Annotated in this window: 21 protein-coding genes and 1 pseudogene; 10 read left to right on the forward strand and 12 right to left on the reverse strand. The window is 55.9% G+C overall.

What is annotated here, in order from left to right:
* The first annotated feature begins 57 nt into the window (after positions 1–57).
* From yebS to H7R58_RS13465, 4 genes are all read left to right on the forward strand, one after another.
* The gene (gene yebS, locus H7R58_RS13450; protein WP_106927732.1) at positions 58–1,341 is read left to right on the forward strand and encodes a membrane integrity lipid transport subunit YebS; all 1,284 of its coding nucleotides are present in this window, start codon (positions 58–60) and stop codon (positions 1,339–1,341) included.
* Positions 1,310–3,943, forward strand: coding sequence for a PqiB family protein (locus tag H7R58_RS13455; protein ID WP_106927734.1), 2,634 nt, complete (start codon positions 1,310–1,312; stop codon positions 3,941–3,943). Before yebS ends, H7R58_RS13455 begins: the two co-directional genes overlap by 32 nt.
* An 84-nt stretch (positions 3,944–4,027) precedes the next feature.
* The gene (rsmF, locus tag H7R58_RS13460) at positions 4,028–5,467 is read left to right on the forward strand and encodes a 16S rRNA (cytosine(1407)-C(5))-methyltransferase RsmF (protein WP_182930426.1); all 1,440 of its coding nucleotides are present in this window, start codon (positions 4,028–4,030) and stop codon (positions 5,465–5,467) included.
* Between the two features lie 113 nt (positions 5,468–5,580).
* Positions 5,581–5,820, forward strand: coding sequence for a DUF1480 family protein (locus H7R58_RS13465; protein WP_106927736.1), 240 nt, complete (start codon positions 5,581–5,583; stop codon positions 5,818–5,820).
* Between the two features lie 31 nt (positions 5,821–5,851).
* Here H7R58_RS13465 and lpxP read toward each other — a convergent pair whose 3' ends face one another.
* The 4 genes from lpxP to yobA form a co-directional block, all read right to left on the reverse strand.
* On the reverse strand, positions 5,852–6,787 hold the full coding sequence (lpxP, locus tag H7R58_RS13470) for a kdo(2)-lipid IV(A) palmitoleoyltransferase (protein ID WP_106927738.1): 936 nt from the start codon (positions 6,785–6,787) through the stop codon (positions 5,852–5,854).
* A 731-nt stretch (positions 6,788–7,518) separates the two neighbouring features.
* Entirely contained in the window at positions 7,519–7,854 is a 336-nt protein-coding gene (locus tag H7R58_RS13475) for a YebY family protein (RefSeq protein WP_106927742.1), read from the reverse strand.
* A 15-nt stretch (positions 7,855–7,869) separates the two neighbouring features.
* Entirely contained in the window at positions 7,870–8,742 is an 873-nt protein-coding gene (copD, locus tag H7R58_RS13480; RefSeq protein WP_182930425.1) for a copper homeostasis membrane protein CopD, read from the reverse strand.
* A gap of 2 nt (positions 8,743–8,744) precedes the next feature.
* On the reverse strand, positions 8,745–9,119 hold the full coding sequence (gene yobA, locus H7R58_RS13485) for a CopC domain-containing protein YobA (protein WP_106927913.1): 375 nt from the start codon (positions 9,117–9,119) through the stop codon (positions 8,745–8,747).
* Positions 9,120–9,256: 137 nt separating this feature from the next.
* Between yobA and H7R58_RS13490 the strand changes: the two genes are divergently transcribed.
* The 3 genes from H7R58_RS13490 (at position 9,257) to exoX (ending at position 10,925) form a co-directional block, all read left to right on the forward strand.
* On the forward strand, positions 9,257–9,487 hold the full coding sequence (locus H7R58_RS13490; protein ID WP_106927746.1) for a DNA polymerase III subunit theta: 231 nt from the start codon (positions 9,257–9,259) through the stop codon (positions 9,485–9,487).
* 87 nt (positions 9,488–9,574) lie between these two features.
* Positions 9,575–10,243: a carbon-nitrogen hydrolase family protein gene (locus tag H7R58_RS13495; protein WP_106927748.1), complete on the forward strand. Its 669-nt coding sequence runs from the start codon at positions 9,575–9,577 to the stop codon at positions 10,241–10,243.
* Positions 10,244–10,265: 22 nt separating this feature from the next.
* Positions 10,266–10,925 carry an exodeoxyribonuclease X gene (gene exoX, locus H7R58_RS13500; protein ID WP_106927750.1) on the forward strand — a complete coding sequence of 220 codons (660 nt, stop codon included), beginning with the start codon at positions 10,266–10,268 and terminating at the stop codon, positions 10,923–10,925.
* Here exoX and ptrB read toward each other — a convergent pair whose 3' ends face one another.
* Together ptrB and H7R58_RS13510 are read right to left on the reverse strand one after the other, a co-directional pair.
* On the reverse strand, positions 10,926–12,977 hold the full coding sequence (gene ptrB, locus H7R58_RS13505) for an oligopeptidase B (RefSeq protein WP_182930424.1): 2,052 nt from the start codon (positions 12,975–12,977) through the stop codon (positions 10,926–10,928).
* 82 nt (positions 12,978–13,059) lie between these two features.
* Positions 13,060–13,701, reverse strand: a complete 642-nt coding sequence (locus tag H7R58_RS13510) for a tellurite resistance TerB family protein (RefSeq protein WP_106927754.1) — start codon at positions 13,699–13,701, stop codon at positions 13,060–13,062.
* A gap of 182 nt (positions 13,702–13,883) precedes the next feature.
* Here H7R58_RS13510 and purT point away from each other — a divergent pair, with 182 nt between their 5' ends.
* Positions 13,884–15,062 (forward strand): formate-dependent phosphoribosylglycinamide formyltransferase, encoded by a 1,179-nt coding sequence (gene purT / locus H7R58_RS13515; protein WP_106927756.1) that lies wholly within the window; start codon positions 13,884–13,886, stop codon positions 15,060–15,062.
* Between the two features lie 74 nt (positions 15,063–15,136).
* On the opposite strand, the gene H7R58_RS13520 is transcribed toward purT, so the two are convergent.
* The 3 genes from H7R58_RS13520 to zwf form a co-directional block, all read right to left on the reverse strand.
* Positions 15,137–15,778: a bifunctional 4-hydroxy-2-oxoglutarate aldolase/2-dehydro-3-deoxy-phosphogluconate aldolase gene (locus H7R58_RS13520; protein ID WP_106927758.1), complete on the reverse strand. Its 642-nt coding sequence runs from the start codon at positions 15,776–15,778 to the stop codon at positions 15,137–15,139.
* A 39-nt stretch (positions 15,779–15,817) separates the two neighbouring features.
* A complete protein-coding gene (gene edd / locus H7R58_RS13525; RefSeq protein WP_182928593.1) occupies positions 15,818–17,629 on the reverse strand; it encodes a phosphogluconate dehydratase in 1,812 nt (603 codons plus the stop codon).
* 234 nt (positions 17,630–17,863) lie between these two features.
* Positions 17,864–19,339: a glucose-6-phosphate dehydrogenase gene (gene zwf / locus H7R58_RS13530; protein ID WP_106927762.1), complete on the reverse strand. Its 1,476-nt coding sequence runs from the start codon at positions 19,337–19,339 to the stop codon at positions 17,864–17,866.
* Between the two features lie 363 nt (positions 19,340–19,702).
* Here zwf and H7R58_RS13535 point away from each other — a divergent pair.
* Both H7R58_RS13535 and pyk read left to right on the forward strand, forming a co-directional pair.
* Positions 19,703–20,607, forward strand: a pseudogene (locus tag H7R58_RS13535) (MurR/RpiR family transcriptional regulator).
* A 109-nt stretch (positions 20,608–20,716) separates the two neighbouring features.
* Entirely contained in the window at positions 20,717–22,159 is a 1,443-nt protein-coding gene (gene pyk / locus H7R58_RS13540) for a pyruvate kinase (RefSeq protein ID WP_106927766.1), read from the forward strand.
* A 126-nt stretch (positions 22,160–22,285) separates the two neighbouring features.
* Here the strand turns inward: pyk and lpxM are convergent, their stop codons facing one another.
* The 3 genes from lpxM to znuA form a co-directional block, all read right to left on the reverse strand.
* Positions 22,286–23,263, reverse strand: a complete 978-nt coding sequence (gene lpxM, locus H7R58_RS13545; RefSeq protein WP_106927768.1) for a lauroyl-Kdo(2)-lipid IV(A) myristoyltransferase — start codon at positions 23,261–23,263, stop codon at positions 22,286–22,288.
* A gap of 131 nt (positions 23,264–23,394) precedes the next feature.
* On the reverse strand, positions 23,395–24,714 hold the full coding sequence (gene mepM, locus H7R58_RS13550; RefSeq protein WP_106927770.1) for a murein DD-endopeptidase MepM: 1,320 nt from the start codon (positions 24,712–24,714) through the stop codon (positions 23,395–23,397).
* Positions 24,715–24,726: 12 nt separating this feature from the next.
* A complete protein-coding gene (znuA, locus tag H7R58_RS13555; RefSeq protein WP_106927772.1) occupies positions 24,727–25,686 on the reverse strand; it encodes a zinc ABC transporter substrate-binding protein ZnuA in 960 nt (319 codons plus the stop codon).
* Between the last annotated feature and the right edge of the window lie 75 nt (positions 25,687–25,761).

Raw genomic sequence — 25,761 nt, forward strand, 5'->3', positions numbered from 1 at the left:
AGATGAATCCATACTTAGGTTAAGATAGAGTTATACATTCATTTATCAATGTAATAAATGGCACTGAAAATATCATCTATAACGCCGACAAAGAAAATACGCATTCACGCGGTGAGCGAACCACTACCGTGGGCACATTACCAACGTTGCCCGCAGTGCGATATGCTTTTTCGGTTACCGGTCGTAAAATCATCGCAATGTGCCTACTGCCCACGCTGTAACGCCAAAGTGCGCGACGGCCGCGATTGGTCGTTAACGCGCCTGGGCGCCATGGCGATTACCATGCTGCTGCTGATGCCCTTCGCCTGGAGCGAACCCCTGCTGCGTCTGCACCTGCTCGGGGTGCGCATTGACGCCAACCTGCTACACGGCATCTGGCAGATGACCGACAGCGGCGACCCGGTCACGGCGGCAATGGTCTTTTTCTGTACCGTCGCCGCCCCGGCGGTGCTGGTTGTCGCTATCGCCTATCTCTGGCTGGGTAATATTCTAGGGATGAATCTGCGTCCTGTCCTGTTGATGCTGGATAAACTCAAAGAGTGGGTGATGCTCGACATCTACCTGGTCGGCATCGCCGTCGCCTCAATTAAAGTTCAGGACTACGCTTTTTTACAACCGGGTGTTGGCCTGCTGGCCTATATTTCGCTGGTCATACTCAGCATCCTGACGCTCATTCACCTTAACGTCGAACAGCTGTGGGAACGCTTCTACCCGCAGCGCCCCGCCACCCGGCCGGACACGTCGCTTCAGGTATGTCTGAACTGCCACTACACGGGCTATCGCGACGCGCGCGGGCGTTGTAGCCGCTGCCACACCCCGCTTTATCATCGCGGTAAGCAGAGTTTACAAAAAAGCTGGGCGGCGCTGGTCGCGTCAATCGTGTTCCTGATTCCGGCGAACCTGCTGCCGATATCGATTATTTATGTCAACGGCGGCCGCCAGGAAGACACCATTCTCTCCGGGATTATGTCGCTGGCTAACAGCAACGTTGCCGTGGCCGCAGTGGTCTTTTTTGCCAGTATCCTGGTGCCGTTCACCAAAGTTATCGTGATGCTGACGCTACTGCTCAGTATCCGGTTTAAATGCGAACAGGGGCTGCGCACGCGTATCCTGCTGCTGCGCTTTGTGACCTGGATTGGCCGCTGGTCAATGCTCGATCTGTTTGTCATTTCATTAACCATGTCGCTCATCAATCGCGATCAGCTTCTCGCCTTCACGATGGGCCCCGCTGCGTTTTATTTTGGCGCTGCGGTAATATTAACTATCCTTGCTGTTGAATGGCTGGACAGCCGCTTACTTTGGGACGCACATGAGTCAGGAAACGCCCGCTTCACAGACTGAAGCGCGAATTAAAACAAAACGTCGCATTTCACCGTTCTGGTTACTGCCGGTTATCGCGCTGATAATTGCCGGCTGGCTTATCTGGAATAGCTACGAGGATCGCGGGACGACCATTACCATCGACTTTATGTCGGCGGATGGTATCGTCCCCGGGCGCACGCCTGTGCGCTTCCAGGGCGTAGAAGTGGGGACGGTACAGGACATCCGCCTGGCAAAAGACCGCAGCAAAATTGAAGTGCGCGCCAGCATCAAAAGCGACATGGAAGACGCGCTGCGCACGGATACGCAGTTCTGGCTGGTCACACCAAAAGCCTCTCTGGCCGGCGTTTCCGGCCTTGATGCTCTGGTTGGCGGTAACTATATCGGAATGATGCCCGGTAAAGGTGAGCCCAGCGATCGCTTTACCGCACTAGATACGCAGCCGAAATACCGTCTGAATAACGGCGAGCTGATGATTCACCTGCATGCGCCGGATCTCGGTTCGCTGAGCAGCGGGTCGCTGGTGTATTTCCGCAAGATTCCGGTTGGCCGCGTGTACGACTACACCATTAACCCAAATAACCAGGGCGTGACGATCGACGTGCTCATTGAGCGTCGCTTCACTAACCTTGTGAAAAAAGGCAGCCGCTTCTGGAACGTCTCCGGCGTGAAGGCCGACGTAGGCCTCAGCGGCGCGAAAGTGCAGCTGGAAAGCCTGGCGGCGCTGGTTAACGGCGCCATTGCCTTCGACTCGCCGGCAGACTCCCAGGCCGCTGCGCAAAACGACGAATTTGGTCTGTATGAAGACCTCGCCCATAGCCAGCGCGGGGTGCTGATTCAGCTCCAACTGCCAAACGGCGATGGGCTGAAAGCCGGTTCGACCCCGATGCTGTATCAAGGACTGGAGGTCGGCCAGCTCACCAAAATGACCTTAAATCCTGACAGCTCGGTGACCGGTGAAATGACCGTCGATCCAAGCGTGGTGTCGCTGCTGCGCGAAAGAACGCGCATCGAACTGCACCAGCCGAAGCTGTCGCTGGAAAACACCAACCTCAGCCAACTGCTGACCGGCAGTACCTTTGAGCTGGTACCGGGCGAAGGCGCGCCAAAAAACAGCTTTACCGTGCTGGCGGCGGATAAAACCCTGTTGCAGCAGCCCGGGGTAATGACGCTAACCCTCACGGCACCGGAGAGCTACGGTATTGAAGCCGGGCAGCCGATTATGCTGCACGGCGTGCGTATAGGTCAGGTGATGGAGCGCACGCTAAGCGCAAAAGGGATCGCCTTCGCCATCGCTATTGACCCGCAGTACCGCGACCTGCTGCACGGCGACAGCAAATTCGTCGTCAACAGCAAGATGGACGTCAAGGTTGGGATTGATGGCGTTGAGTTCCTTGGTGCCAGCGCTAATGAATGGTTAAGCGGCGGCATTCGTATTCTGCCCGGAGAAAAAGGGCCGATGAAGGACAGCTATCCGCTGTACGCCAATCTGGAGAAAGCGCAGGAGAATAACCTGAGCGACTACCCGACCACGACCCTGATGCTTACCGCCGAGACGCTGCCGGATATTCAGACCGGATCGGTGGTGCTGTACCGTAAGTTTGAGGTCGGTGAAGTCACCTCGGTACAGCCGCGTGCCAACGCCTTTGATATCGCCGTGCACATCAAACCGGAATACCGTTCCTTGTTGACCCCAAGTAGCGTCTTCTGGGCAGAAGGCGGCGCGAAGGTACAGCTCAACGGCAGCGGGCTAACGGTACAAGCATCGCCGCTATCGCGTGCGCTGAAGGGGGCTGTGAGCTTTGACAACATCAGCGAAGCCAATAATGGCACCCGCAAAGGTGATAAACGTGTGCTGTTCCCGTCAGAAACGGCCGCCCGCGCCGTCGGTGGTCAAATTACGCTGCACGCTTTCGACGCGGACAAACTGTCCGCCGGTATGCCAATCCGCTACCTCGGTATCGATATCGGCCAGGTGCAGAGCCTGGCGCTTAACGCCTCTCGCAACGAGGTGCAGGCCAGCGCCGTGCTGTACCCAGAGTACGTCAACACCTTTGCTCGCCGCGGCACGCGCTTCTCGGTGATCACCCCCCAGATCTCCGCGGCAGGCGTCGAGCACCTGGACACGCTGCTACAGCCGTACGTCAACGTTGAACCGGGGCACGGCGAGCTGCGTCGTGACTTCGAGCTGCAGGAAGCCACCATCGCCGACTCCCGCTACCTGAACGGGCTGAACGTCGTGGTGGAGGCGCCGGAAGCCGGCTCGCTGAGCATCGGCACGCCGGTGTTGTTCCGCGGTATCGAAGTGGGCACGATTACCGGCCTGCACCTCGGCAGCCTGTCTGACCGGGTCATGGTCGAGCTGCGCATCGGCCAGCGCTACCAGCATCTGGTGCGCAACAACTCGGTGTTCTGGCTGGCATCAGGCTACAGCCTTGACTTTGGCCTGATTGGCGGCGTGGTGAAAACCGGCACCTTCAACCAGTTCATTCGCGGCGGTATCGCCTTCGCCACGCCGCCGGGGACGCCGCTGGCGCCGAAAGCGCAGGAAGGTAAACACTTCCTGCTGCTGGAATCTGAACCCAAAGAGTGGCGCGATTGGGGCACCGCCCTGCCGCGTTAACATCCAGCCTCACGCGCCGGTGTCCCGTCACCGGCGCGTTTTATGCTAGACTGCGCGCTCGTTATCTCCTTGTGGTATCCGCCAGTGGCTCAAAACTCTGTCTATTTTCCTGATGAATTCCTTGCGCAGATGCGCGAGGCCATGCCCGCACATCTCTCTTTTGAGGATTTTCTTGCTGCCTGCCAGCGCCCGCTGCGCCGTAGCATTCGCATCAACACGCTGAAAATCACGGTGGATGATTTTCTGGCGCTGGTCGCCCCCTATGGGTGGCAGCTGACGCCGGTGCCCTGGTGTGCGGAAGGTTTCTGGATTGAACGCGAAGAGGAAGACGCCCTGCCGTTGGGTAGCACCGCCGAACACTTAAGCGGGCTGTTTTACATTCAGGAAGCCAGCTCAATGCTGCCGGTGGCCGCGCTGTTTGCCGAAGGCGAGCGCCCCGAGCGGGTAATGGACGTTGCCGCGGCCCCAGGCTCTAAAACCACGCAAATTGCCGCGCGGATGGGCAATCGCGGTATGCTGCTGGCCAATGAGTTTTCCGCCAGCCGCGTGAAAGTGCTGCATGCCAACATCAGCCGCTGCGGCATCAGTAATACCGCCCTGACCCACTTCGACGGCCGCGTATTTGGCGCCGCGCTGCCGGAATGCTTCGACGCCATTCTGTTGGATGCCCCCTGTTCCGGCGAAGGCGTAGTACGTAAAGATGCGGACGCACTGAAAAACTGGTCGCTGGCGAGCAATCAGGCGATAGCCGATACGCAGCGTGAACTGATCGACAGTGCCTTCCATGCACTACGCCCCGGCGGCACGCTGGTCTATTCAACCTGTACGCTAAACCGCGACGAGAACGAATCGGTGGTGGCCTGGCTGCTGGCGCGCTATCCACAGGCGGTAGAGATAGCGCCACTGGGCACGCTATTCCCTGACGCGGAACAGGCGCTGACGCCAGAAGGTTTTCTGCACGTCTTCCCGCAAATTTATGACTGTGAAGGCTTCTTCGTCGCCCGTTTGCGTAAAACCGCCGCCATCGTTCCCCTACCGGCCCCGGGCTATAAAGTGGGTAAATTCCCGTTTGCGCCCATGAAAAGCCGCGAGTCCGCGGCGGTTGCCGACGCTGCGCGTAAGGTCGGTATTGAATGGGACGATACGCTTACGCTGTGGCAGCGCGACAAAGAGATATGGCTATTCCCGGGCGAGATTGCGCCTCTGCTGGGAAAAGTTCGTTTTTCCCGTATCGGGCTTAAGCTTGCCGAAACGCACAATAAAGGTTTCCGCTGGCAGCATGAAGCGGTTATCGCGCTGGCAAACACCCGAAAGTTAGGGCATGAGCTGACGCTGGAAGAAGCGGAAGAATGGTATCGTGGCCGCGATGTATACCCGCAGCAGTCGCCCGCCACGGACGATGTGATTGTCACTTTCCAGGGATTCCCGCTGGGTCTGGCCAAACGCATCGGCTCACGGCTGAAAAACAGTTATCCCCGTGAATTAGTTCGTGACGGCAAGCTTTTTGCCAACAGGTCGGAGTAGCGCACAAAAAAAAGCGCACCTTTTGACTGGCAGAATTCTCCGCGTTGACTACGCTGAAAAGGTACGGCCTAACTGGTCGTACCACAACGGCCAGCAGATTAACGGAGAGCATTATGAGTAAAACCAGCGTACGCATCGGCGCATTCGAAATTGATGATGCCGTGATGCACGCCGATCAGCACGGCGAGCGAACGTTAAGCATTCCTTGCAAGTCCGATCCTGATTTATGCATGCAGTTAGATGCCTGGGACGCTGATATCAGCATCCCGGCCCTTCTTGATGGCGAACATTCCGTTCTCTATCGTCAACGCTACGATCGACCGTCCGACGCCTGGGTTATGCGGCTTGTCTAACCCAAAAGGAACCCGCCCAAAGGCGGGTTATTTATTTCGCGTGCGGTACGGCTTTATACAGTGACGCCTCTCCGCGCGGCCGGGTTTTGAACCGGCGATGCACCCACAGATACTGCTCCGGCGCACGTAGGATTTCGCGTTCAATAATTTTGTTCATATAGCACGCAGCGGAGATCTCATCACCGCACGGATAATCCGTCATGGCTTCGCTAATATGCAGCGTGTAGCCACGCTGACACGGCTTGCGCACCATGGTCACGGTCAGCATCGCCGCGCCGGAAAGGCGCGACAGCACGTTGGTACCGTTGGTCGTCGCCGCTTCGTTTACCGAGAAAAACGGCGCAAAGACGCTGCCTTTCGGACCGTAGTCCTGATCCGGCGCAAACCAGACGGCCTCACCGGCCTTCAGCGCCTGCACCAGACCACGCAGGTTACGGCGATCGATCATCGCTTTGTTCGAACGCAGGCGACCGGTGGTTTGCACCCATTCCATCAGCGGGTCATTATGCGGACGGTAAGTTGCCATCATTGGACGGCACAGCCCCATCGCACGACCGCCGAGCTCCAGTGACATAAAGTGCACGCCCACCACCATAACGCCGCGCTGCTCTTTCAGCGCGTCCATCAGGTTGGCATAACCTTCAACGTCAAACCATTTCTTAACGCGGGCATCGCTCCAGAACCAGGCCATACCGGTTTCGATAAGCCCCATGCCCAGTGACATAAAGTTTTGTTCAATCAGCTTTTCCCGCTGCGCGGCATCCATATTCGGGAAGCAAAGCTCAATATTGCGCGCGGCAATTTGCTCACGGCGCTTTAAAAAACGTCGTGACGCTTTACCAAGAGAAGTGCCAAGCAGGTGTAAGAGTGGGTACGGCAACTGCACCACCAGCCATAAAGAGGCCAGAGCGAACCACTTCAACCCGTTACGGGGATGAAGTAAAGCGGTATCAAATTTTTTGGACATCATTGTTTCCAGCAACGTAATGCAAGGGTAACGCGTAAGGAAAAAAACGAGTCCGTTCATTTGTCTTTATGCGGTACGTATAATCGTTGGACAGTGCTACGTTCGACAAATTCACTGCCCAGACGTTTATTTACAAAACGGTGGTCAACAGAGGTATGGCGCGGTGTGGCAGGCTGTGGCTCAACTCGCCGCAAAGCATGCGCCTTTTTTAGCAAAAAAAATAGAGATTTTAATTCACAATAGAAAATAAACTTTTTAACGCGACAAATAATATTATTAGCGACATATCTATTTTTCGGAAAAATATGAGTTCTTAGCATTTTGTATTTCGTCTGCGACTATTGTCACTTTATAAAAAGAAAAAAAAGTCGCTAAATTGTACAAAAGTGCTTGGATGGGAGCGAGAATCTGTTTACATTGGGTTAACAAGCTAACGGATTCCCGCGGAGCTTGTCCTGCTGAGTGCATACGGCAGAGAAAAAGAGACCGAATACGATTCCTGTATTCGGTCCAGGGAAATGGCTCTTGGGAGAGAGCCGTGCGCTAAAAGTTGGCATTAATGCAGGCTAAGTCGCCATGCTTTATAAGAATAGATGACCGTGACAGGTTTTCCAGTCCGCAGCCCTTGCGAGCGGAAAATTTTCGTCAATGAAACGGCATAATGAAAAAAAACCGCAGCCATTTCTCGAGAATGATTGCGGTTTTTTATTGATTATTAAACAGATAGACGATCAGCAGAGCTTCTCGGCACGTTCAATAAATGGTGCCAGGCTCATCTTCACTCCCGGTTGGGCAGGATCGTCAATCTGGATAATGCTCAGCGGCTGTGCCTGGGTTTTACCCGCCTTAACCTGCTGCTCGGCCACATCATTGAGCGGATACTGCACCAGCGTACTGGGGTTAATCACGTATAGCGCGTGCCCAGGGCGGCAGGTCAGCATCACCTCCTCACGGTTGAAAGCCCACTTCTCCTTCCCCACCTCAAATCGACTCACGGTGATGACCTGAGCGGCCAGCGCGCTGCCGGAAGCGGTTAATAACAACAAAGACAGAATAATTTTTTTCATAGTTCGCCAGTTTGATTAAAAAGGTTCCCAGGTCGCGAAGAGACTGACGCACGCCAGCACCAGTGCCCCCAATACAATTTCCGCCTGCGTGGTGCGGAGGAACAGACGCTGTGCCAGCCCCTGCGGCGTCGATGCCATGCGTGGCACTAACAGATAGCGGTTTAGTAGCGCCAGCGCGACCATCAACGCAACGAGCCCCATCTTCACCCAAAGTGCGATACCGTACGGCGTGGCGACGGTCAGCCCCCCTTGAATGAGCCAACTATTGATCAACCCCGTCACCAGCGCTCCGGCAACGGCCAGATGGCCGTAGCGGGAATAGCGCATCATCGTACCGATAGCCGCCTTACGCCAGCGTCCTTTCGCCAGTCGCAGGCAGTAGAGAAACGGCACCAGCCCGCCAACCCACGCCGCCGCACACAGCAAATGCAGCGCATGATTAACACGCTGCAGCGCGCCCGCCGCGCCGTCATACATGGCCGCATGGCCCACGCCAGCCAGCAGGATAAACTGCGCGACACAGAGAAGCAAAAGCCGTCGCATCATCTGCCGCGGCCGCACCCAGGCGATGCCCAATGCAACCCAGGACAGCACGATTTCCCACAGCCAGACGCCGCCAAACTGCGTATGCAGCACCGCTTGCCAGACGTCGGGACGCCAGGTGTCAGACCAGCCATCCCCCATCAACCCGCCCTGCACCACCAGCATCAGCATCGCCGAAAGCGCGCTAACGGCCAATGCGCTACGCAGTAGCTGGGCAAAGCGCTGAATCAACAGGCGACGCAGCGCGGAGGGTGCCCACCAGCCCGCGTAAAGCGTGCAGCCAAAAGCGACCATCAAGGCCGCAAAGTGAACAAAACGCAGCGCAATATACAGTGCCGTTAGCATCGTTACTTCACGCTAAACTGATATTGGCCTTTGGTCTTATGCCCGTCGACTGACACCACATGCCACGCGACGGTATAGAGACCAGGCATGAGCGTCTGGGTCAGCGGCACAACCAGCTGCATTTTATTGCTCTCGCTGCGAACCGGTTTGCCAGTAGCGACCGTCTGATGATCCGGTCCGGTTAGCGTCACGCCGCTAAAATGGGGCTCAATGCCTTCGGAGAAATTCAGCGTCAGCGCCTGCGGTGCAGGGCTTACCTCAGTGTTTGCTGCGGGCGTTTGCTGTTGCAGATGGGCGTGCGCCCAGACGGATGAGGCGCTCAAAAGGCCAAGAGTAAAAAGCATGGTGCAGAGCGCGCGGGGTGCGGTGAAGTTCATTTCCATCATTCCCTTTTGTTATCAATATAAGTCAAAGAATAACGCTGTATAATGTTCACGTCGAGATGGGTGCCCTGCGGACTTGCCATTTTGCGAGACTCTTAGTAACTTTTGCGCGATATTCCAAGGAGAAAAGCATGCAAACCAACCTGGCAGCCCTGCCTCAGCAGGAGATGGACAAAGTTAACGTTGACCTGGCCGCAGCGGGCGTTGCGTTCAAAGAGCGCTATAACATGCCGGTCGTTGCCGAAGTCGTCGAACGCGAGCAGCCTGCGCACCTGCGCGACTGGTTCCGCGAGCGTCTCATTGCACACCGTCTGGCTTCCGTAAATCTCTCACGCCTGCCGTATGAACCGAAAACCAAATAATGCTTACTGTTAGTGACAGTTCCTTACGTCAGATTTGATACCTTGTTAGAATAAAAGCCCACAGACGACGTGTTGAAGGATGCAACTATGCTGACATGGACTATTGCTGCAGCGCAATATACGCCCAGAACGGGAGATGTTGCTGAAAACATTACCCGCCATCTGCGTTTTATTGATGCCGCCGCCGAGCAGGCCTGTAAGGTGCTTATTTTCCCGGAACTCTCCCTTACGGGCTCAGCTGACGAGCACGCCCTGCCCGCCCCGCCGCCCGACAGCCAGCTTCGCCCGCTTCGCGATGCTGCACAGCGCCACCGGATGACGATCATCGCCGGGCTGCCGATGGAAAAGGAAGGGCAACGGATTAAGGGGATCGTTATTTTTACCCCCGATGACGCGGCGCCGTCCAAACATCAGCAGGGCCATGGCACCTGTCTGGCACCGGGTTCTGACCAGATAAGCGTTTTTGAACTTAACACCGAAGGCTGTGAGCTGTCTCACCAGGCCTCGTTGCTGGCAACCGTCAGCTGTATGGCCGAACTTCAGCAGCAGCGTACGACCCAGCGTTTACAGCGCTTTGCCCACAAATATGCCATCGCGGTATTAAAATCCAACTACGGCTGCGGCACGTTCTCCGGCGGCAGCGCGCTGTGGGATGAAAACGGCCAGCTGATCGTCCGCGCCGACGCCGGCGAACTGCTGGTAACCGGCAGAAAAAGCGCCCAGGGTTGGCAAGGCGAGATCATTCCTTTACGCTAGACGTTTTGGCCGGGAGTTCGCCATGCTGCGCGTTATCGATACCGAAACCTGCGACCTGCAAGGAGGCGTCGTTGAGATTGCCTCCGTCGATGTTATTGACGGAAAAATCGTCAACCCCATGAGTCATCTGGTTCGCCCCGACCGCCCCATCAGCGCACAGGCCATGGCGATTCACCATATCAGCGAAGAGATGGTAGCCGATAAGCCATGGATTGAAGAGGTAGTGCCGTTTTATCAGGGCAGTCCCTGGTATGTTGCTCACAACGCCAGCTTTGACCGCCGCGTGCTGCCTGAGATGAACGGCGAGTGGATCTGCACCATGAAAATGGCGCGCCGCCTGTGGCCAGGTATCAAGTACAGCAACATGGCGCTGTATAAATCCCGTAAGCTGAGCGTCGCAACCCCGCCGGGGCTGCATCACCACCGCGCGCTTTACGACTGCTACATTACCGCCGCACTGCTGATTGATATTATTCAAGCCTCCGGGTGGACGCCGGAACAAATGGTCGACGTCACCGGGCGTCCGGCGCTGCTGCGTACGTTTACCTTCGGTAAATATCGCGGGCAGGAAGTCGCCGAAGTGGCTAAAAACGATCCGGGCTACCTGCGCTGGCTGTTTAACAACCTCGACCGCATGAGCCCGGAACTGCGTTTGACGCTAAAACACTATCTCGAGGGCTAGCTAGCGCTCCGCACGCCCTGGCAGCGTCCCCTGCGCCAGGGCAATCAGGAACGCGAACTCCAGCGCCACACCCTCATAGCTTTTATAGCGCCCCGACTTACCGCCGTGGCCGGCATCCATTTCGGTACACAACAGCAGCAGATTGTCATCAACCTTCAGCTCGCGTAGCTTCGCCACCCACTTTGTCGGCTCCCAGTACTGAACCTGCGAGTCGTGCAGCCCGCTGGTGACCAGCAGATGCGGGTAAGCCTGCGCCCGCACGTTGTCATACGGGCTATACGATTTCATATAGCGATAGTAGGTTTCATCCTGCGGATTGCCCCACTCCTCAAACTCGCCGGTGGTCAGCGGGATAGACTCATCCAGCATGGTTGTCACCACATCGACAAACGGCACCTGCGCCACTACGCCGTGGAACAGCTCGGGGCGTTCGTTGATCGCCGTTCCCATCAGCATCCCGCCCGCGCTGCCGCCCATGCCATAACACAGCGACGGAGCACCGAATCCCTTCGCCAGCAGGGCATCGCAGACGTCGAGATAGTCATTAAAGGTATTTTTCTTCTTCAGGAATTTGCCGTCTTCATACCACTGCTGCCCCAGCTCGCCGCCGCCGCGAACATGGGCAATGGCGAAGACAAAACCACGGTCGAGCAGGCTAAGACGGCTGCTGCTGAAATCAGCATCCATGCTCGCACCGTAAGAGCCGTAGCCATAGACCAGCAACGGATTCTTGCCGGAACGGAAATGCTCATGCCGATACACCAGCGAAACCGGGACTTCCACCCCGTCGCGCGCGGTGATCCACAGGCGTTCACTGCGGTAGCGGCTGGCGTCGAAGCCTTTAACCTCCTGCTGTTTCAGCACGCGGCGTTCACCGCTGTCCATATCCAGCTCAAACAGGGTATCCGGCGTGGTCATCGACGAGTAGCCATAGCGCAGGCAGGCCGTTTCTGGCTCCGGGTTATAGGCAATCCAGGTCACATAGGTCGGATCGTCAAAGGCGATGGCCGTTTCTTTGTGAGTCTGCCGATGGATCTGCCGCAGGCTTGTCAGGCCACGCTGGCGCTCTTCAACCACCAGCCAGTCACGAAACAGGGTGAAATCTTCCAGCATGACGGCATCACGCGCGGCAATCAGCATCTGCCAGTTGGCCTCTTCCCCACTGACGCCACGATAAAGGCCAAAGTTCTTACCGTCGCGGTTAGAACGCATGTAGAAATGCCCCTGGTAATGGTCGAGACTGTATTCATGATCTTTGCGGCGGGCCAGGAACGTTTGCGGACGAGCGTCGGGATTATCGGCGTCGAGCAGCTGCATTTCGCTGGTGGTGGCGCTGGAGAGCGCAATCACCACAAACTGGCGTGATGACGTTTTATGCAGGCTGACGTAAAAGGTGTCGTCCTGTTCTTCATAGATCAGGCAATCCTGCTCAGGCGCCGTACCAACCTGATGACGCCAGACCTGCCACGGCAGCAGCGTTGTCGGATGCTGGCGAACGTAATAGAGTGAGCGCGAGTCGTTGGCCCACACCACACCCGGTGAGACGTCTTCAATCACCTCAGGCAGCCAGGTTTCGTTAGCCAGATGGCGAAGGCGCAGGCTGTACTGGCGGCGGGAGAGAAAGTCTTCCGTGACCGCCAGCAGGTTGTTATCAGGCGCGACGTTCAGCCCGCCGAGGGTATAGAACTCACTGCGCGCAGCGCGCTTATTTTCATCAATCAGCAGCGACCAGTTTTCTTCGCCTGGCGCCTGTCGCTGATAGATAGCGTACTCCTGGCCTGGCTCAAAAATCTGCCGGTAGCGGTAGCCGTTTTTACAATACGGGGCCGACACTTCCCGCGGCGGAATGCGATCGACAATCTCCTTAAGCACGCGATCCTGCAAACTGCGCTGGCTCGACATCACCTCGCGACCGTAGGCGTTCTCCTGCTGTAAATACTCCATCACGGCGGGCTTCGTGCGCGTGTCGTCACGCAGCCAGTAGTAATGATCAACGCGCGTATCGCCATGTAAGGTCATGGCGTGGGATATCCGTTTTGCTTTTGGCGGCATCTCGTTATTCTTCTGTTTTAGTCACACCCTCTAAGGGTGGACAAATTCAACGTTGATGCAAGCAAAACCTGCAAGATTGCACTTAAAGCTGCTGTTTTTGCTGTTGTAAATCGCGCTCGATGCTTTCGCGCACTTCTGACGGCAGCTTCAGCGCCTCGCCCAGCTCATCCAGATAGCGACGTTCCATAAAGTGATCGATGTCGATTGCCGCGCAGCTCACATAGTACAGCTCAAGCGCCTCTTCTTCGTTATGCACGTCGCGCGCCAGCCGCTGCGGATCGAGCGGTTGTTCAATTGCCTGCGCAATCAGCGCACGGCCCTGCGCTTCCACGCCGGCATCGCGCAGCTGTTGTTCAATCGAAGCCTGCTCTTTAGCATCAATATGGCCATCGCTTTTTGCGGCAAACACCAGCGCCAGAATCAAACGCTCGGTACGCACATCCAGCGGCGCGGCCGGTTGGCCATACTTCGCTTCTGCCGGCGTCGAACCGCGTAGCTGATCTTTGTATTTGTTCCACAGCACGCTCCCGGCGACCGCACCGCCGCCCACCAGCAGCGCGCCAGTACCATACTTCGCCAGCATTTTCCGCGATGATTTACTGGCAAGGAGCAGCCCTGCCAGACCACCTAACGCTCCCGGCACCAGCATTTCGCCAAGCGCGCCTTTCCCATTACCCGATGATTTGCCCAACAGTGATTGCAGTTGATTAAGCCAGCCAGACATATGACCCCCAGTATAAATTCATGAGAAGCTTAGCCTATGCGAGCAGACGTCAGAATATGTCTGGTACAGATAAAGATGTGCAAATTTAACGCGATAGCCGCGCTGCCGCGTCGACAACAAGACAGACGCAAACGTTTTCGTTTATAATGCGACAAATTTTTGTCAGACGGTGGAATAGGTAAATGACGTTATTAGGCACAGCTCTGCGTCCGGCGGCGACGCGCGTAATGCTTTTGGGTTCCGGTGAGTTAGGTAAAGAAGTCGCCATTGAATGCCAGCGATTAGGGATTGAAACCATCGCCGTCGATCGCTACGCCGATGCGCCAGCGATGCACGTAGCGCACCGCTCATACGTTATCAATATGCTTGACGGAGCGGCGCTGAAGGCGCTGGTCGAGCAAGAGAAACCGGATTTTATCGTACCGGAAATCGAAGCGATCGCGACCGACATGCTGATTGCGCTGGAACAGGACGGGCAGCGCGTTGTGCCCTGCGCACGCGCCACTCAGTTGACCATGAATCGCGAAGGCATTCGTCGTCTGGCGGCCGAACAGCTTAAGCTGCCGACCTCAGCCTACTATTTTGCCGATAGCGAAGCACAGTTTCGCCAGGCGGTAGCCACCATCGGCCTGCCGTGTATCATCAAGCCAGTGATGAGCTCCTCCGGCAAGGGGCAGACGTTTATTCGCCGTGAAGATCAGCTGACGCAGGCATGGCAGTATGCGCAGGAAGGTGGCCGCGCAGGGGCTGGCCGGGTGATCGTCGAAGGCGTCGTGAATTTTGACTTTGAAATTACGCTGCTGACGGTGAATGCCGTCGACGGCGTGCACTTCTGCGCACCGGTAGGCCATCGTCAGGAAGACGGCGATTATCGCGAATCCTGGCAACCGCAGCAGATGAGCGAGCTGGCGCTGGAACGCGCGCAGGCAATCGCTCGCGACGTGGTACTGGCACTGGGCGGTTATGGTCTGTTTGGCGTTGAGCTGTTTGTCTGCGGCGACGACGTGGTGTTCAGTGAAGTTTCTCCTCGCCCGCACGATACCGGTATGGTTACGCTCATTTCACAGGATGTGTCTGAGTTCGCGCTGCACGTCCGCGCATTTCTGGGCCTGCCTATCGGCGCCATTCGTCAGTACGGCCCTTCTGCCTCTGCCGTGCTGCTGCCCAAACTGACCAGCCGTAACGTGACCTTTGATAAGGTCCATCATGCGCTTGGCGCGGGGATACAGCTACGTCTGTTTGGCAAACCGGATATTGACGGTTCGCGGCGGATGGGCGTCGCACTGGCTACCGGCGACAGCGTAGAACAGGCGGTGGAACGGGCAAAAATCGCCGCCGCCGCCGTGATTATCCAGGGATAAAAAAAGCGGGCCGCTAACGCGTGCCCGCTCTTTTTTTGCCTTACCCGGTCAGTTAACCGGGTAAGGCAAACACCTTACAGTTTCGCGCCTTCAACCGCTTCGCGAGCCAGTTTGGTGATGCGATCGTAGTCGCCAGCTTCCAGCGCGTCGGCCGGAACCAGCCAGGAACCGCCGATGCACAGTACGCTTTTCAGCGCCAGATAGTCACGGTAGTTCGCCGGAGAGATGCCGCCAGTCGGGCAGAAACGGATATGAGAGAACGGACCTGCGATAGCCTGCAGCGCTTTCACACCGCCGTTCGCTTCAGCCGGGAAGAATTTGAATTCTTTCAGGCCGTGCTGCATACCCAGCATCAGTTCAGAAACGGAGCTAATACCCGGGATCAGCGGAATAGTACCCGCGGTTGCCGCTTTCAGCAGCTCATCGGTCAGGCCCGGGCTGATAGCAAACTGCGCGCCCGCATCGGTCACTTCTTTCAGCTGCTGTGCGTTGGTCACGGTACCCGCGCCCACGATAGCATCCGGCACTTCTTTCGCAATCGCGCGGATAGCGTCCATTGCGCACTCTGTACGCAGCGTCACTTCCAGTACGCGTACGCCGCCAGCAACCAGTGCTTTCGCCATCGGTACGGCGTGCTCAAGCTTTTTCACCACGATGACCGGCACTACCGGGCCAGTGGTCAGGATTGCTTCTGCAGTTGTTTTCCAGTTTTTCATCAGAATTATTCTCTCGCCAGATCTACAAAACGTGTCAACTTAAAAGGTAATACAGGTTGCGCCCTGCTCTGCGCCGGACAGTTTTTCCCGTAATGCGCCAAACAGTTCACGGCCTGTCCCCACGCGCGAGGCGCTCAGATCGGGAATATGCGGCTGACGCGCGGCCAGCTCAGCGTCATCAACCAGCAGCGTCAGCTCACCGGTCTGACCGTTCACGCGAATCATGTCACCGTCGCGGACTTTCGCCAGCAGGCCACCATCATAGGCTTCAGGGGTGACGTGAATCGCTGACGGCACTTTACCGGATGCACCGGACAGTCGTCCATCGGTGACCAACGCAATTTTGAAACAGCGGTCCAATAATACACCAAGTGGCGGCATAAGTTTATGTAATTCTGGCATGCCGTTCGCTTTTGGTCCTTGATGACGCACAACCACCACGCAATCTTTATCCAGCAGACCCGCCTCAAAGGCCGGCAGAACATCGTGCTGACTTTCAAAGACCACGGCCGGTGCCTCAATAATCTGGTTTTCCACCGGCACTGCGGAGGTTTTCATCACCGCGCGGCCAAGGTTACCGCTCAGCACTTTGGTGCCGCCGTGTTTAGAGAACGGCTTGTCGAAGCTGGCGATGATGCTGTCGTCCAGCGAGGCGTTTGCGCCTTCACGCCAGTCCAGTTTGCCGTTATTGAGCCACGGTTCCATGGTGTAGTGGGACAGACCAAAACCGGCGACGGTATTCACGTCTTCGTGCAGCAGGCCGCCTTTCAACAGTTCACGTACCATCACCGGTACGCCGCCAGCCGCCTGGAAGTGGTTGATATCTGCCGGGCCGTTCGGATACAGACGCGCCATCAGTGGTACAACGTCAGACAGTTCAGAGAAGTCGTCCCAGTTGATGATAATGCCCGCCGCGCGTGCCATCGCCACCAGATGCATGGTGTGGTTCGTTGAGCCGCCGGTCGCCAGCAGAGCAACGATACCGTTGACCACCACTTTTTCGTCAATCATTTTACCCAGCGGCATCCATTCGTTGCCGTTGCCGGTCATACGCGTGACCTGGCGTGCCGCCGCAGCGGTCAATTCGGCGCGCAGCGGGGCGTCCGGGTGGACAAACGAAGAACCCGGCAGCTGCATGCCCATGAACTCAATCACCATCTGGTTGGTGTTGGCGGTACCATAGAAAGTACAGGTACCCGGTGCGTGGTAGGACGCGGCTTCTGATTCAAGCAGCGCATTGCGATCCACCTTGCCTTCCGCATAAAGCTGGCGGATACGGACTTTTTCTTTGTTTGGCAGACCGCTGGCCATCGGGCCTGATGGGATGAAGATAGACGGCAGGTGGCCAAAGGAGAGCGCAGCCATCGCCAGCCCCGGGACGATTTTATCGCACACGCCGAGGTATAGCGCGCCGTCAAACATATTGTGAGACAGGCCAACGGCGGCGGACATGGCGATCACTTCACGGCTAAGCAGCGAAAGTTCCATCCCGTCCTGACCCTGAGTGACGCCGTCGCACATTGCCGGAACGCCGCCAGCAACCTGCCCGACCGCGTTCACGCTGTGCAGCGCTTTACGGATGATATCCGGGTAATGCTCGTACGGCTGGTGGGCCGACAGCATGTCGTTATAGGAGGTAATGATCGCGATATTGTTACGCAACATGCTTTTCAGCGACGCTTTATCGTCTGCCTGACAGGCAGCAAAACCGTGTGCCAGGTTGCCACAGGCAAGCTGGGAGCGGTGAACCGTTTCAGTTTTTGCCTGCTCGATACGTGCGAGATAAGCCGCGCGCGTGTCGCGAGAGCGTTCGATAATGCGATTTGTTACCCGTAACATTACAGAGTTCATAAAGGCTCCTTAAAATTTTTCTGTCCAGGCTACGACCTACTGCGGTTTATTTATTGATCTGATTAAGAGATAAATGCCCGAATAGCGCAGCTCAGAGGCAAAGGTCTGCCCGCAGTGTAATAAAAAAAGCCCCGGGGGTGAATCCTCCCGGGGCTTAAATGCGTAAAAAAAGCACGACTTGCTGTGTTAGATCATGTTACCGGTAAAATAACTCTTCCGGATTACAGCGACGCCTTACTCAAACTCGTTCCAGGAACGGCCGTCGCGGGTGATCATCGCCACAGAGGCAACCGGCCCCCAGGTCCCTGCCTGGTAAGGTTTCGGCGCGTCGTTGTCGCTTGCCCACGCTTCAGTAATGGAGTCAACCCACTTCCAGGCTTCTTCCACTTCGTCGCGGCGTACGAACAGCGCCTGGATACCGCGCATCGTCTCCAGCAGCAGGCGTTCGTAAGCATCGGCAAGGTGCGTTTGGTTAAAGGTTTCCGAGTAGCTCAGATCCAGCTTAGTCACCTGCAGGTTATGCTTGTGCTCAAGCCCCGGCACCTTGTTAAGGATCTGAATATCCACGCCTTCGTCCGGCTGCAGACGAATGGTCAGCTTGTTCTGCGGCAGTTCAGGCCAGGTCTCTTTGAACAGATTCAGTTCAGGGTTTTTGAAGTAAACGACGACTTCAGAGCATTTGGTCGGCAGACGTTTACCGGTACGCAGGTAGAACGGCACGCCCGCCCAGCGCCAGTTGTCGATATCTACGCGGATAGAGACGAAGGTTTCCGTGCTGCTGGACTTGTTCGCGCCCTCTTCTTCGAGGTAGCCCGGCACTTTCTGGCCCTGGGCAAATCCGGCGGTGTACTGACCGCGAACGGTTTTATCACGCACGTTGCTGCGGTCGATACGGCGGAGCGACTTCAGGACTTTCACCTTCTCATCACGAATGCTGTCGGCGGTCAGATCGGACGGCGGCGCCATCGCAATCATGCACAGAATTTGCAGCAGGTGGTTCTGGATCATGTCGCGCATTTGACCGGCCTGGTCGAAGTAACCCCAGCGGCCTTCAATGCCAACTTCCTCGGCGACGGTGATTTCCACGTGATCGATGGTGCGGTTATCCCAGTTATTCACAAACAGGGAGTTAGCAAAGCGCAGCGCCAGCAGGTTCAGTACCGTTTCTTTACCCAGATAGTGGTCAATACGGTAAACCTGGCACTCTTCAAAGTATTCACCGACCTGGTCGTTGATCTCACGTGAAGTTTCCAGTGAGGTACCCAGCGGTTTTTCCATGACCACGCGCGCCGGTTTGGCGTTCAGCTTCGCTTCGCCCAGGCCGCGGCAGATGGCGCCAAACGTGCTTGGCGGCATCGCGAAATAGTTGATGGTGGTGCGATTTTTTTGATCGAGCATCTCGCCAAGACGCGCAAATGCCGGGGCATCATTGACATCGAGGTTGCAGAAATCAAGACGTGCGCTGAGGGTGTCCCACAAACCTTCATCGATTTTTTCTTTCATAAAGGTTTCGAGCGCTTCACGGACAACTTTGGTGTATGCCGCTTTATCCCAGTCGGCGCGGCCTACGCCGATAATCCGCGTCTGCGGATTAATCTGGCCGGCTTTTTCAAGCTGGTACAGGGAAGGCAGCAGTTTCCGGCGGGCAAGATCGCCCTTCGCGCCGAAAATGACCAGATCGCATGCCTGGGCCGTTTGCGTTACCGCCATGTCATTCTCCTCAGTTTATATTCCCGGTTCTATGCCAGGCTATCTCCCCGTTATCGCCCGGGTTTCCCCGGAAAATCACGGATATCGTTGTAATTTTCTTACGGTGCACTGTACTGTGTTTACGAAATTGCCGAAACCCTTTAACGCCTTTCAGCGCCGCCGATCGCACAATTCGGAACCAGCAGGGCAACGACGCTTAGGCAATGCGCCAGTTTTGTTCGTTCTTTCGCCTGAAGGGCGTCGGTTAAAATACGACACCGATCATGTAATGAAAAAAAACAACATCTTTTGCTGTTACTCTTCACTTTTCATTCCGCTTCAAGCGTATATTCTTGCTAAAACGCCTGCAGATTTCACCCATTAATGGAATCGTTTCAATCTATGAGCACCTTGTCACGATGAACATGCTGGAAAGAATCCAGTCCCAACTGGAAAACCTTAGCAAATCCGAGCGAAAAGTCGCGGAAGTTATTCTGGCGGCCCCCGAACAGGCAATCCACTCAAGCATTGCCGCCCTCGCTCTGGAAGCTGAGGTAAGCGAACCGACCGTTAACCGCTTCTGCCGCAGCCTGGAAACCAAAGGCTTTCCTGATTTTAAACTGCATCTTGCCCAAAGTCTGGCCAACGGTACACCGTATGTTAATCGTAATGTAGATGAGGATGACAGCGTCGAGGCGTATACGGCAAAAATTTTTGAGTCAGCGATGGCCAGCCTCGCCCACGTGCGTCAGTCGCTCGACATGTCGGCGGTGAATCGCGCCGTCGACCTGCTGACTCAGGCAAAGAAAATCGCCTTTTTCGGGTTGGGTTCCTCCGCCGCCGTGGCGCATGACGCCATGAACAAGTTTTTCCGCTTTAACGTGCCGGTTATCTATTCCGATGACATTGTTTTGCAACGAATGAGCTGTATGAATTGCAGCGATGACGACGTTGTGGTGCTGATTTCCCATACCGGCAGGACCAAGAGCCTGGTGGAGGTTGCGCAGGTGGCGCGTGAAAACGATGCTATGGTCATTGCCATCACCTCCTCAGGGACGCCGCTGGCCAGAGAGGCCACCCTCGCTATCACGCTGGACGTTCCTGAAGATACCGATATTTATATGCCCATGGTGTCGAGGCTGGCCCAGCTCACCGTCATTGATGTGCTGGCAACCGGCTTTACCCTGCGCCGTGGAGCAAAATTCAGGGATAACTTGAAGCGAGTCAAAGAAGCGTTAAAGGAATCGCGGTTTGATAAAGAACTATCGACACACAGCGATAATCACTAAAAGCGATAAAAAAGCGTCATTTATTTAAGCATTCGGTAACGCATTATTGGCATATTGCCGAATTCCTGTTCACGCAACACCTGAGTTGTACTAGTCAACGGAGTATTACATGTCCAGAAGGCTTCGCAGAACCAAGATCGTCACCACGTTAGGCCCAGCAACCGATCGCGACAACAACCTTGAGAAAGTCATTTCCGCCGGCGCTAACGTCGTCCGTATGAACTTCTCTCACGGTACGCCTGAAGATCATCAGCTACGTGCCGACAAAGTCCGCGAAATTGCAGCAAAACTGGGGCGCCATGTAGCCATCCTTGGCGATCTGCAAGGACCAAAAATTCGCGTATCAACCTTCAAAGAAGGCAAAGTTTTCCTCAACATCGGCGATAAATTCCTGCTCGACGCCAACCTAAGCAAAGGTGAAGGCGATAAAGAGAAAGTGGGCATCGACTACAAAGGTCTGCCTGCCGACGTGGTACCGGGCGATATCCTGCTGCTCGATGATGGCCGCGTACAGCTGAAAGTACTGGAAATCCAGGGCATGAAGGTGTTCACCGAAGTGACCGTGGGCGGCCCGCTTTCCAACAACAAAGGCATCAACAAGTTAGGCGGTGGCCTCTCGGCAGAAGCTCTGACCGACAAAGATAAAGCGGACATCCACACGGCCGCCAAAATTGGCGTTGATTACCTGGCCGTCTCCTTCCCGCGCTGCGGCGAAGACCTGAACTACGCTCGCCGCCTGGCCCGTGAAGCGGGTTGCGATGCGAAAATCGTTGCCAAAGTGGAACGTGCGGAAGCCGTCTGCAGCCAGGACGCGATGGACGACATCATCCTGGCGTCCGACGTGGTGATGGTTGCCCGTGGTGACCTCGGCGTTGAAATCGGCGACCCGGAGCTGGTAGGCATCCAGAAAGCATTGATTCGTCGCGCTCGTCAATTGAACCGTTCCGTGATTACCGCGACCCAGATGATGGAGTCAATGATCACCAACCCAATGCCTACCCGTGCGGAAGTTATGGACGTGGCCAACGCCGTGCTGGACGGTACCGATGCGGTCATGCTGTCAGCAGAAACTGCAGCAGGCCAGTACCCATCTGAAACCGTAGCGGCCATGGCGCGCGTTTGCCTGGGCGCAGAGAAGATCCCCAGCATCAACGTTTCTAAACACCGTCTGGACGTGCAGTTCGACAACGTGGAAGAAGCGATTGCCATGTCAGCAATGTATGCGGCTAACCACCTGAAAGGCGTGACCGCCATCATCACCATGACCGAGTCCGGCCGTACCGCGCTGATGACCTCACGTATCACCTCCGGGCTGCCTATCTTCGCGATGTCCCGCCATGAGCGTACGTTGAACCTGACAGCGCTGTACCGCGGCGTGACGCCAGTCTTCTTCGACAGCGAATGTGACGGCGTTGCGGCGGCACACGACGCGGTAAATCTGCTGCGTGATAAAGGCTATCTGATGTCTGGCGACCTGGTTATCGTAACCCAGGGCGACGTGATGAGCACCGTGGGTTCAACCAACACCACGCGTATTCTGACCGTTGAGTAAGTTATTCTCGCGATAAAAAAACCGGACGATGTCCGGTTTTTTTATCTGCGTAGCCCGGCCAAGCGTAGCGCCGCCGGAAAGGCTCGGTGCCGCCCCGTCGTCGCATTGCTCGGACGGGCTACGGGGCTATTTCTTTTTCTTTGGATAGAGTTCTTTACGCTGATACGGCTCGGTTTCACCCGGCTTGCGCGTTTTCAGCAGCTTCAGGATCCACGTGTACTGCTCAGTATGTGGCCCAACGAAAATCTCCACCTCTTCGTTCATTCGACGCGCAATGGTGTTGTCATCCGCTTCCAGCAGGTCATCCATCGGTGGTCGAACCAGAATGGTCAGACGATGCGTTTTGCCATCATAAACCGGGAACAGCGGCACCACGCGCGCGCGGCACACCTTCATCAGACGGCCAATCGCCGGCAGCGTGGCTTTATAGGTAGCAAAGAAATCCACGAACTCGCTGTGCTCCGGGCCGTGATCCTGGTCCGGCAGATAGTAGCCCCAGTAGCCCTGACGGACGGACTGAATAAACGGCTTGATGCCGTCGTTACGGGCGTGCAGACGACCGCCAAAACGACGACGAACGGTGTTCCAGACGTAGTCGAAGACTTTGTTGCCCTGATTATGGAACATCGCCGCCATTTTTTGCCCCTGCGAGGCCATCACCATTGCCGGGATATCCACACCCCAGCCGTGCGGTACCAGGAAAATGACGTTTTCGCCATTGGCGCGGAGTTCATCGATAATCTCCTGCCCCTGCCAGTCGAGGCGCGGCAGAATTTTTTCAGGCCCTTTCAACGCCAGTTCGGCCATCATGACCATTGCCTGCGGCGCGGTGGCAAACATCTCATCAATAATGGCTTCGCGCTCGGCTTCGCTTTTATCCGGGAAGCAATACAGCAGATTGATCTGAGCACGACGGCGAGCGCTGCGGCCAAATTTACCCGCCAGGCGACCGAGCTTACCCAGAATAGGGTCACGAATTTTTGCCGGTACGTAAGCGATCCCCGCAAATGCCAGCACGCCTAACCAGGCACCCCAGTATTGAGGATGGCGGAAAGATTTCTCAAACTCGGGAATATATTCACTGGTATTTTTTTTCGTTTCCATGCCTGTTCCAGGTTCGAATTATCGGGTCGGTGCGAATAATCAAATAGTGTAGCGAGGCAGAATGCTTCGCACAAAAGAAAAAGCCGACGCCATAGTGACGTCGGCTCTGAACGCATACTTCTTAGTCGAAACTAGTCAAAACGCAGCTGCGGCAGAACCTGTTTCACCTGCGCCAGATAGTCGGTACGGTCTGAGCCGGTCAGCCCTTCGGTACGCGGTAATTTCGCCGTCAGCGGGTTAACCGCCTGTTGGTTAATCCACACTTCATAATGCAGGTGCGGGCCGGTTGAACGACCGGTATTACCGGAAAGCGCAATACGATCGCCGCGTTTGACTTTCTGCCCCGGTTTCACCAGCAGCTTACGCAGGTGCATATAGCGCGTGGTGTAGGTACGACCGTGACGCAGCGCCACATAGTAGCCGGCTGCACCGCTACGCTTCGCCACCACCACTTCTCCGTCACCGACGGCCAGCACTGGCGTCCCCTGCGGCATCGCAAAGTCAACGCCACGGTGTGGCGCAACGCGGCCGGTCACCGGGTTCAGGCGGCGCGGGTTAAAGTTAGACGACACGCGGAACTGACGCGCGGTCGGGAAGCGCAGGAAGCCTTTCGCCAACCCGGTGCCGCTACGATCGTAGAATTTACCGTCCTCAGCGCGAATAGCGTAATAGTCTTTACCGTCGGAACGCAGACGCACGCCAAGAAGCTGGCTCTGTTCACGCTTGCCGTCGAGCATTTCGCGCGACATCAGCACCGAGAACTGATCGCCTTTTTTCAGCTTACGGAAGTCCATCTGCCACTGCATGGCTTTGATCACCGCGCTCACTTCCGCGCTGGTTAACCCGGCGCTGGTCGCGCTGGAGACAAAGCTGCCGCCGACGGTGCCGTTGATCAAGCTATTAACCCAGTCGCCCTGCTGCATCTCGCTGCTCATTTTGAAACCGTTTGCAACGCGATCGTAGGTGCGGGTTTCACGACGCGACATTTCCCAGGTTAAACGCTGGAGATCGCCATCATCGTTCAAGGTCCAGGAGAGCTGCTGGCCCACCTTCATATTTTTCAGGTCTTTATCAGCCGCAGCAAGCTGGCTGATGTTGCCCATATCAATGCCGTACTGGTTCAGGATGCTGCTTAGGGTATCGCCCGTGGATACCACATATTCATGCACGCCCGTTTCGTTATCGGCTTTGTCGTCCAGTTCATCCTGAGGAATCGCTTCGTCTTCCTGCGCGGATTGGTCAATCGGTTCGCTGGCCTCCGGTAGCAGAGAGCGAATCTCTTTTTTCTCCAGCTCGATGGTGCGAACAACCGGTGAAGAATTGGGGTGGTAAACATACGGCCGCCAAACGGCGACGGCCAGTGTGAGAACGGTGAGTGACCCCAGCATAACGCGGTGGGGTCGCGGCAAATTGTTAAATGCCAGGGCGACAGAGCGGGCTATCTGCTGCACGTATTCACTTCCTTACTTATCTCCTTTCAGGCAGCTCGCATACTGGGTCGCCAGCTGAGTCAGAAATGCTGGATAGCTCTCTTTGCTCAACTGAATGTTCGTGCCTAGAGGATCTAACGTTCCCATGCGAACGTTGGTTCCCCGCGCGACAGATTCAACGACAGCGGGCCTGAATTGTGGCTCAGCAAAAACGCAGGTTGCTTTTTGCTCAACCAACTGTGTTCTTATTTGATGTAAACGCTGCGCACCAGGTTGAATTTCAGGGTTAACGGTGAAGTGCCCAAGCGGCGTCAAACCGTAGTGTTTTTCGAAGTAGCCATAGGCATCATGAAAAACGAAATAGCCCTTTCCTTTTACCGGCGTCAGCTCATTTGCCACCTGCTTATCGACCGTGGCCAGATTAGCCTCAAAATTCTTCAGGTTGGCGTCAAGCCGGGCTCGACTCTGGGGCATAAGGTCCACTAATTTGTCATGGATTGCAACCGCCGAAAGCCGCGCTATCTCTGGGGATAACCACAGGTGCATGTTGTATTCACCATGATGGTGATGTGCGTCACCTTTTTCGCCGTGGGCGTGTTCACCGTCACCCGCTTCAGCAGCATCATGATCGTCATCATCACTCCCTTTCATGAGCAACGGTTTCACACCATCAAGCTGGGCAATGGTGACTTTTTTGCCGTCGGCAATGCTTTGCGTTGACTTGTCCATGAACGCTTCCATCTCTGGACCAATCCACACCACTAAGTCCGCGTTCTGTAAGCGTTTTGCATCAGATGGGCGCAATGAATAATCATGTTCAGACGCACCGTCAGGCAGTAAAACCTGGGTCTCGGTAACGCCATCGGCAATCGCGGAAGCGATAAATCCTAATGGTTTAAGTGAGGCGACAACGGCAGCATCCGCACGCGGTACGGCGGTACCCAAAAGCGCGGCTGATAAGGCTGCGCAAAGAAGCGTATTTTTCTGTAACATAATGCGTCTGATAATCGAAATGAATAAGTGATGTGTGATATTATAACATTCACTATCTTGTGCAACCCCTAATTG

The organism is Klebsiella sp. WP4-W18-ESBL-05, assembly GCF_014169075.1.
GTDB classification, from domain to species: domain Bacteria; phylum Pseudomonadota; class Gammaproteobacteria; order Enterobacterales; family Enterobacteriaceae; genus Kluyvera; species Kluyvera ascorbata_B.

Coding starts and splice junctions, on each gene's coding strand:
- yebS (WP_106927732.1), top strand. CDS start 58: ATGGCACTGAAAATATCATCTATAACGCCGACAAAGAAAATACGCATT.
- H7R58_RS13455 (WP_106927734.1), top strand. CDS start 1,310: ATGAGTCAGGAAACGCCCGCTTCACAGACTGAAGCGCGAATTAAAACA.
- H7R58_RS13465 (WP_106927736.1), top strand. CDS start 5,581: ATGAGTAAAACCAGCGTACGCATCGGCGCATTCGAAATTGATGATGCC.
- lpxP (WP_106927738.1), bottom strand. CDS start 6,787: ATGTCCAAAAAATTTGATACCGCTTTACTTCATCCCCGTAACGGGTTG.
- H7R58_RS13475 (WP_106927742.1), bottom strand. CDS start 7,854: ATGAAAAAAATTATTCTGTCTTTGTTGTTATTAACCGCTTCCGGCAGC.
- copD (WP_182930425.1), bottom strand. CDS start 8,742: ATGCTAACGGCACTGTATATTGCGCTGCGTTTTGTTCACTTTGCGGCC.
- yobA (WP_106927913.1), bottom strand. CDS start 9,119: ATGAACTTCACCGCACCCCGCGCGCTCTGCACCATGCTTTTTACTCTT.
- H7R58_RS13490 (WP_106927746.1), top strand. CDS start 9,257: ATGCAAACCAACCTGGCAGCCCTGCCTCAGCAGGAGATGGACAAAGTT.
- H7R58_RS13495 (WP_106927748.1), top strand. CDS start 9,575: ATGCTGACATGGACTATTGCTGCAGCGCAATATACGCCCAGAACGGGA.
- exoX (WP_106927750.1), top strand. CDS start 10,266: ATGCTGCGCGTTATCGATACCGAAACCTGCGACCTGCAAGGAGGCGTC.
- ptrB (WP_182930424.1), bottom strand. CDS start 12,977: ATGCCGCCAAAAGCAAAACGGATATCCCACGCCATGACCTTACATGGC.
- H7R58_RS13510 (WP_106927754.1), bottom strand. CDS start 13,701: ATGTCTGGCTGGCTTAATCAACTGCAATCACTGTTGGGCAAATCATCG.
- purT (WP_106927756.1), top strand. CDS start 13,884: ATGACGTTATTAGGCACAGCTCTGCGTCCGGCGGCGACGCGCGTAATG.
- H7R58_RS13520 (WP_106927758.1), bottom strand. CDS start 15,778: ATGAAAAACTGGAAAACAACTGCAGAAGCAATCCTGACCACTGGCCCG.
- edd (WP_182928593.1), bottom strand. CDS start 17,629: ATGAACTCTGTAATGTTACGGGTAACAAATCGCATTATCGAACGCTCT.
- zwf (WP_106927762.1), bottom strand. CDS start 19,339: ATGGCGGTAACGCAAACGGCCCAGGCATGCGATCTGGTCATTTTCGGC.
- pyk (WP_106927766.1), top strand. CDS start 20,717: ATGTCCAGAAGGCTTCGCAGAACCAAGATCGTCACCACGTTAGGCCCA.
- lpxM (WP_106927768.1), bottom strand. CDS start 23,263: ATGGAAACGAAAAAAAATACCAGTGAATATATTCCCGAGTTTGAGAAA.
- znuA (WP_106927772.1), bottom strand. CDS start 25,686: ATGTTACAGAAAAATACGCTTCTTTGCGCAGCCTTATCAGCCGCGCTT.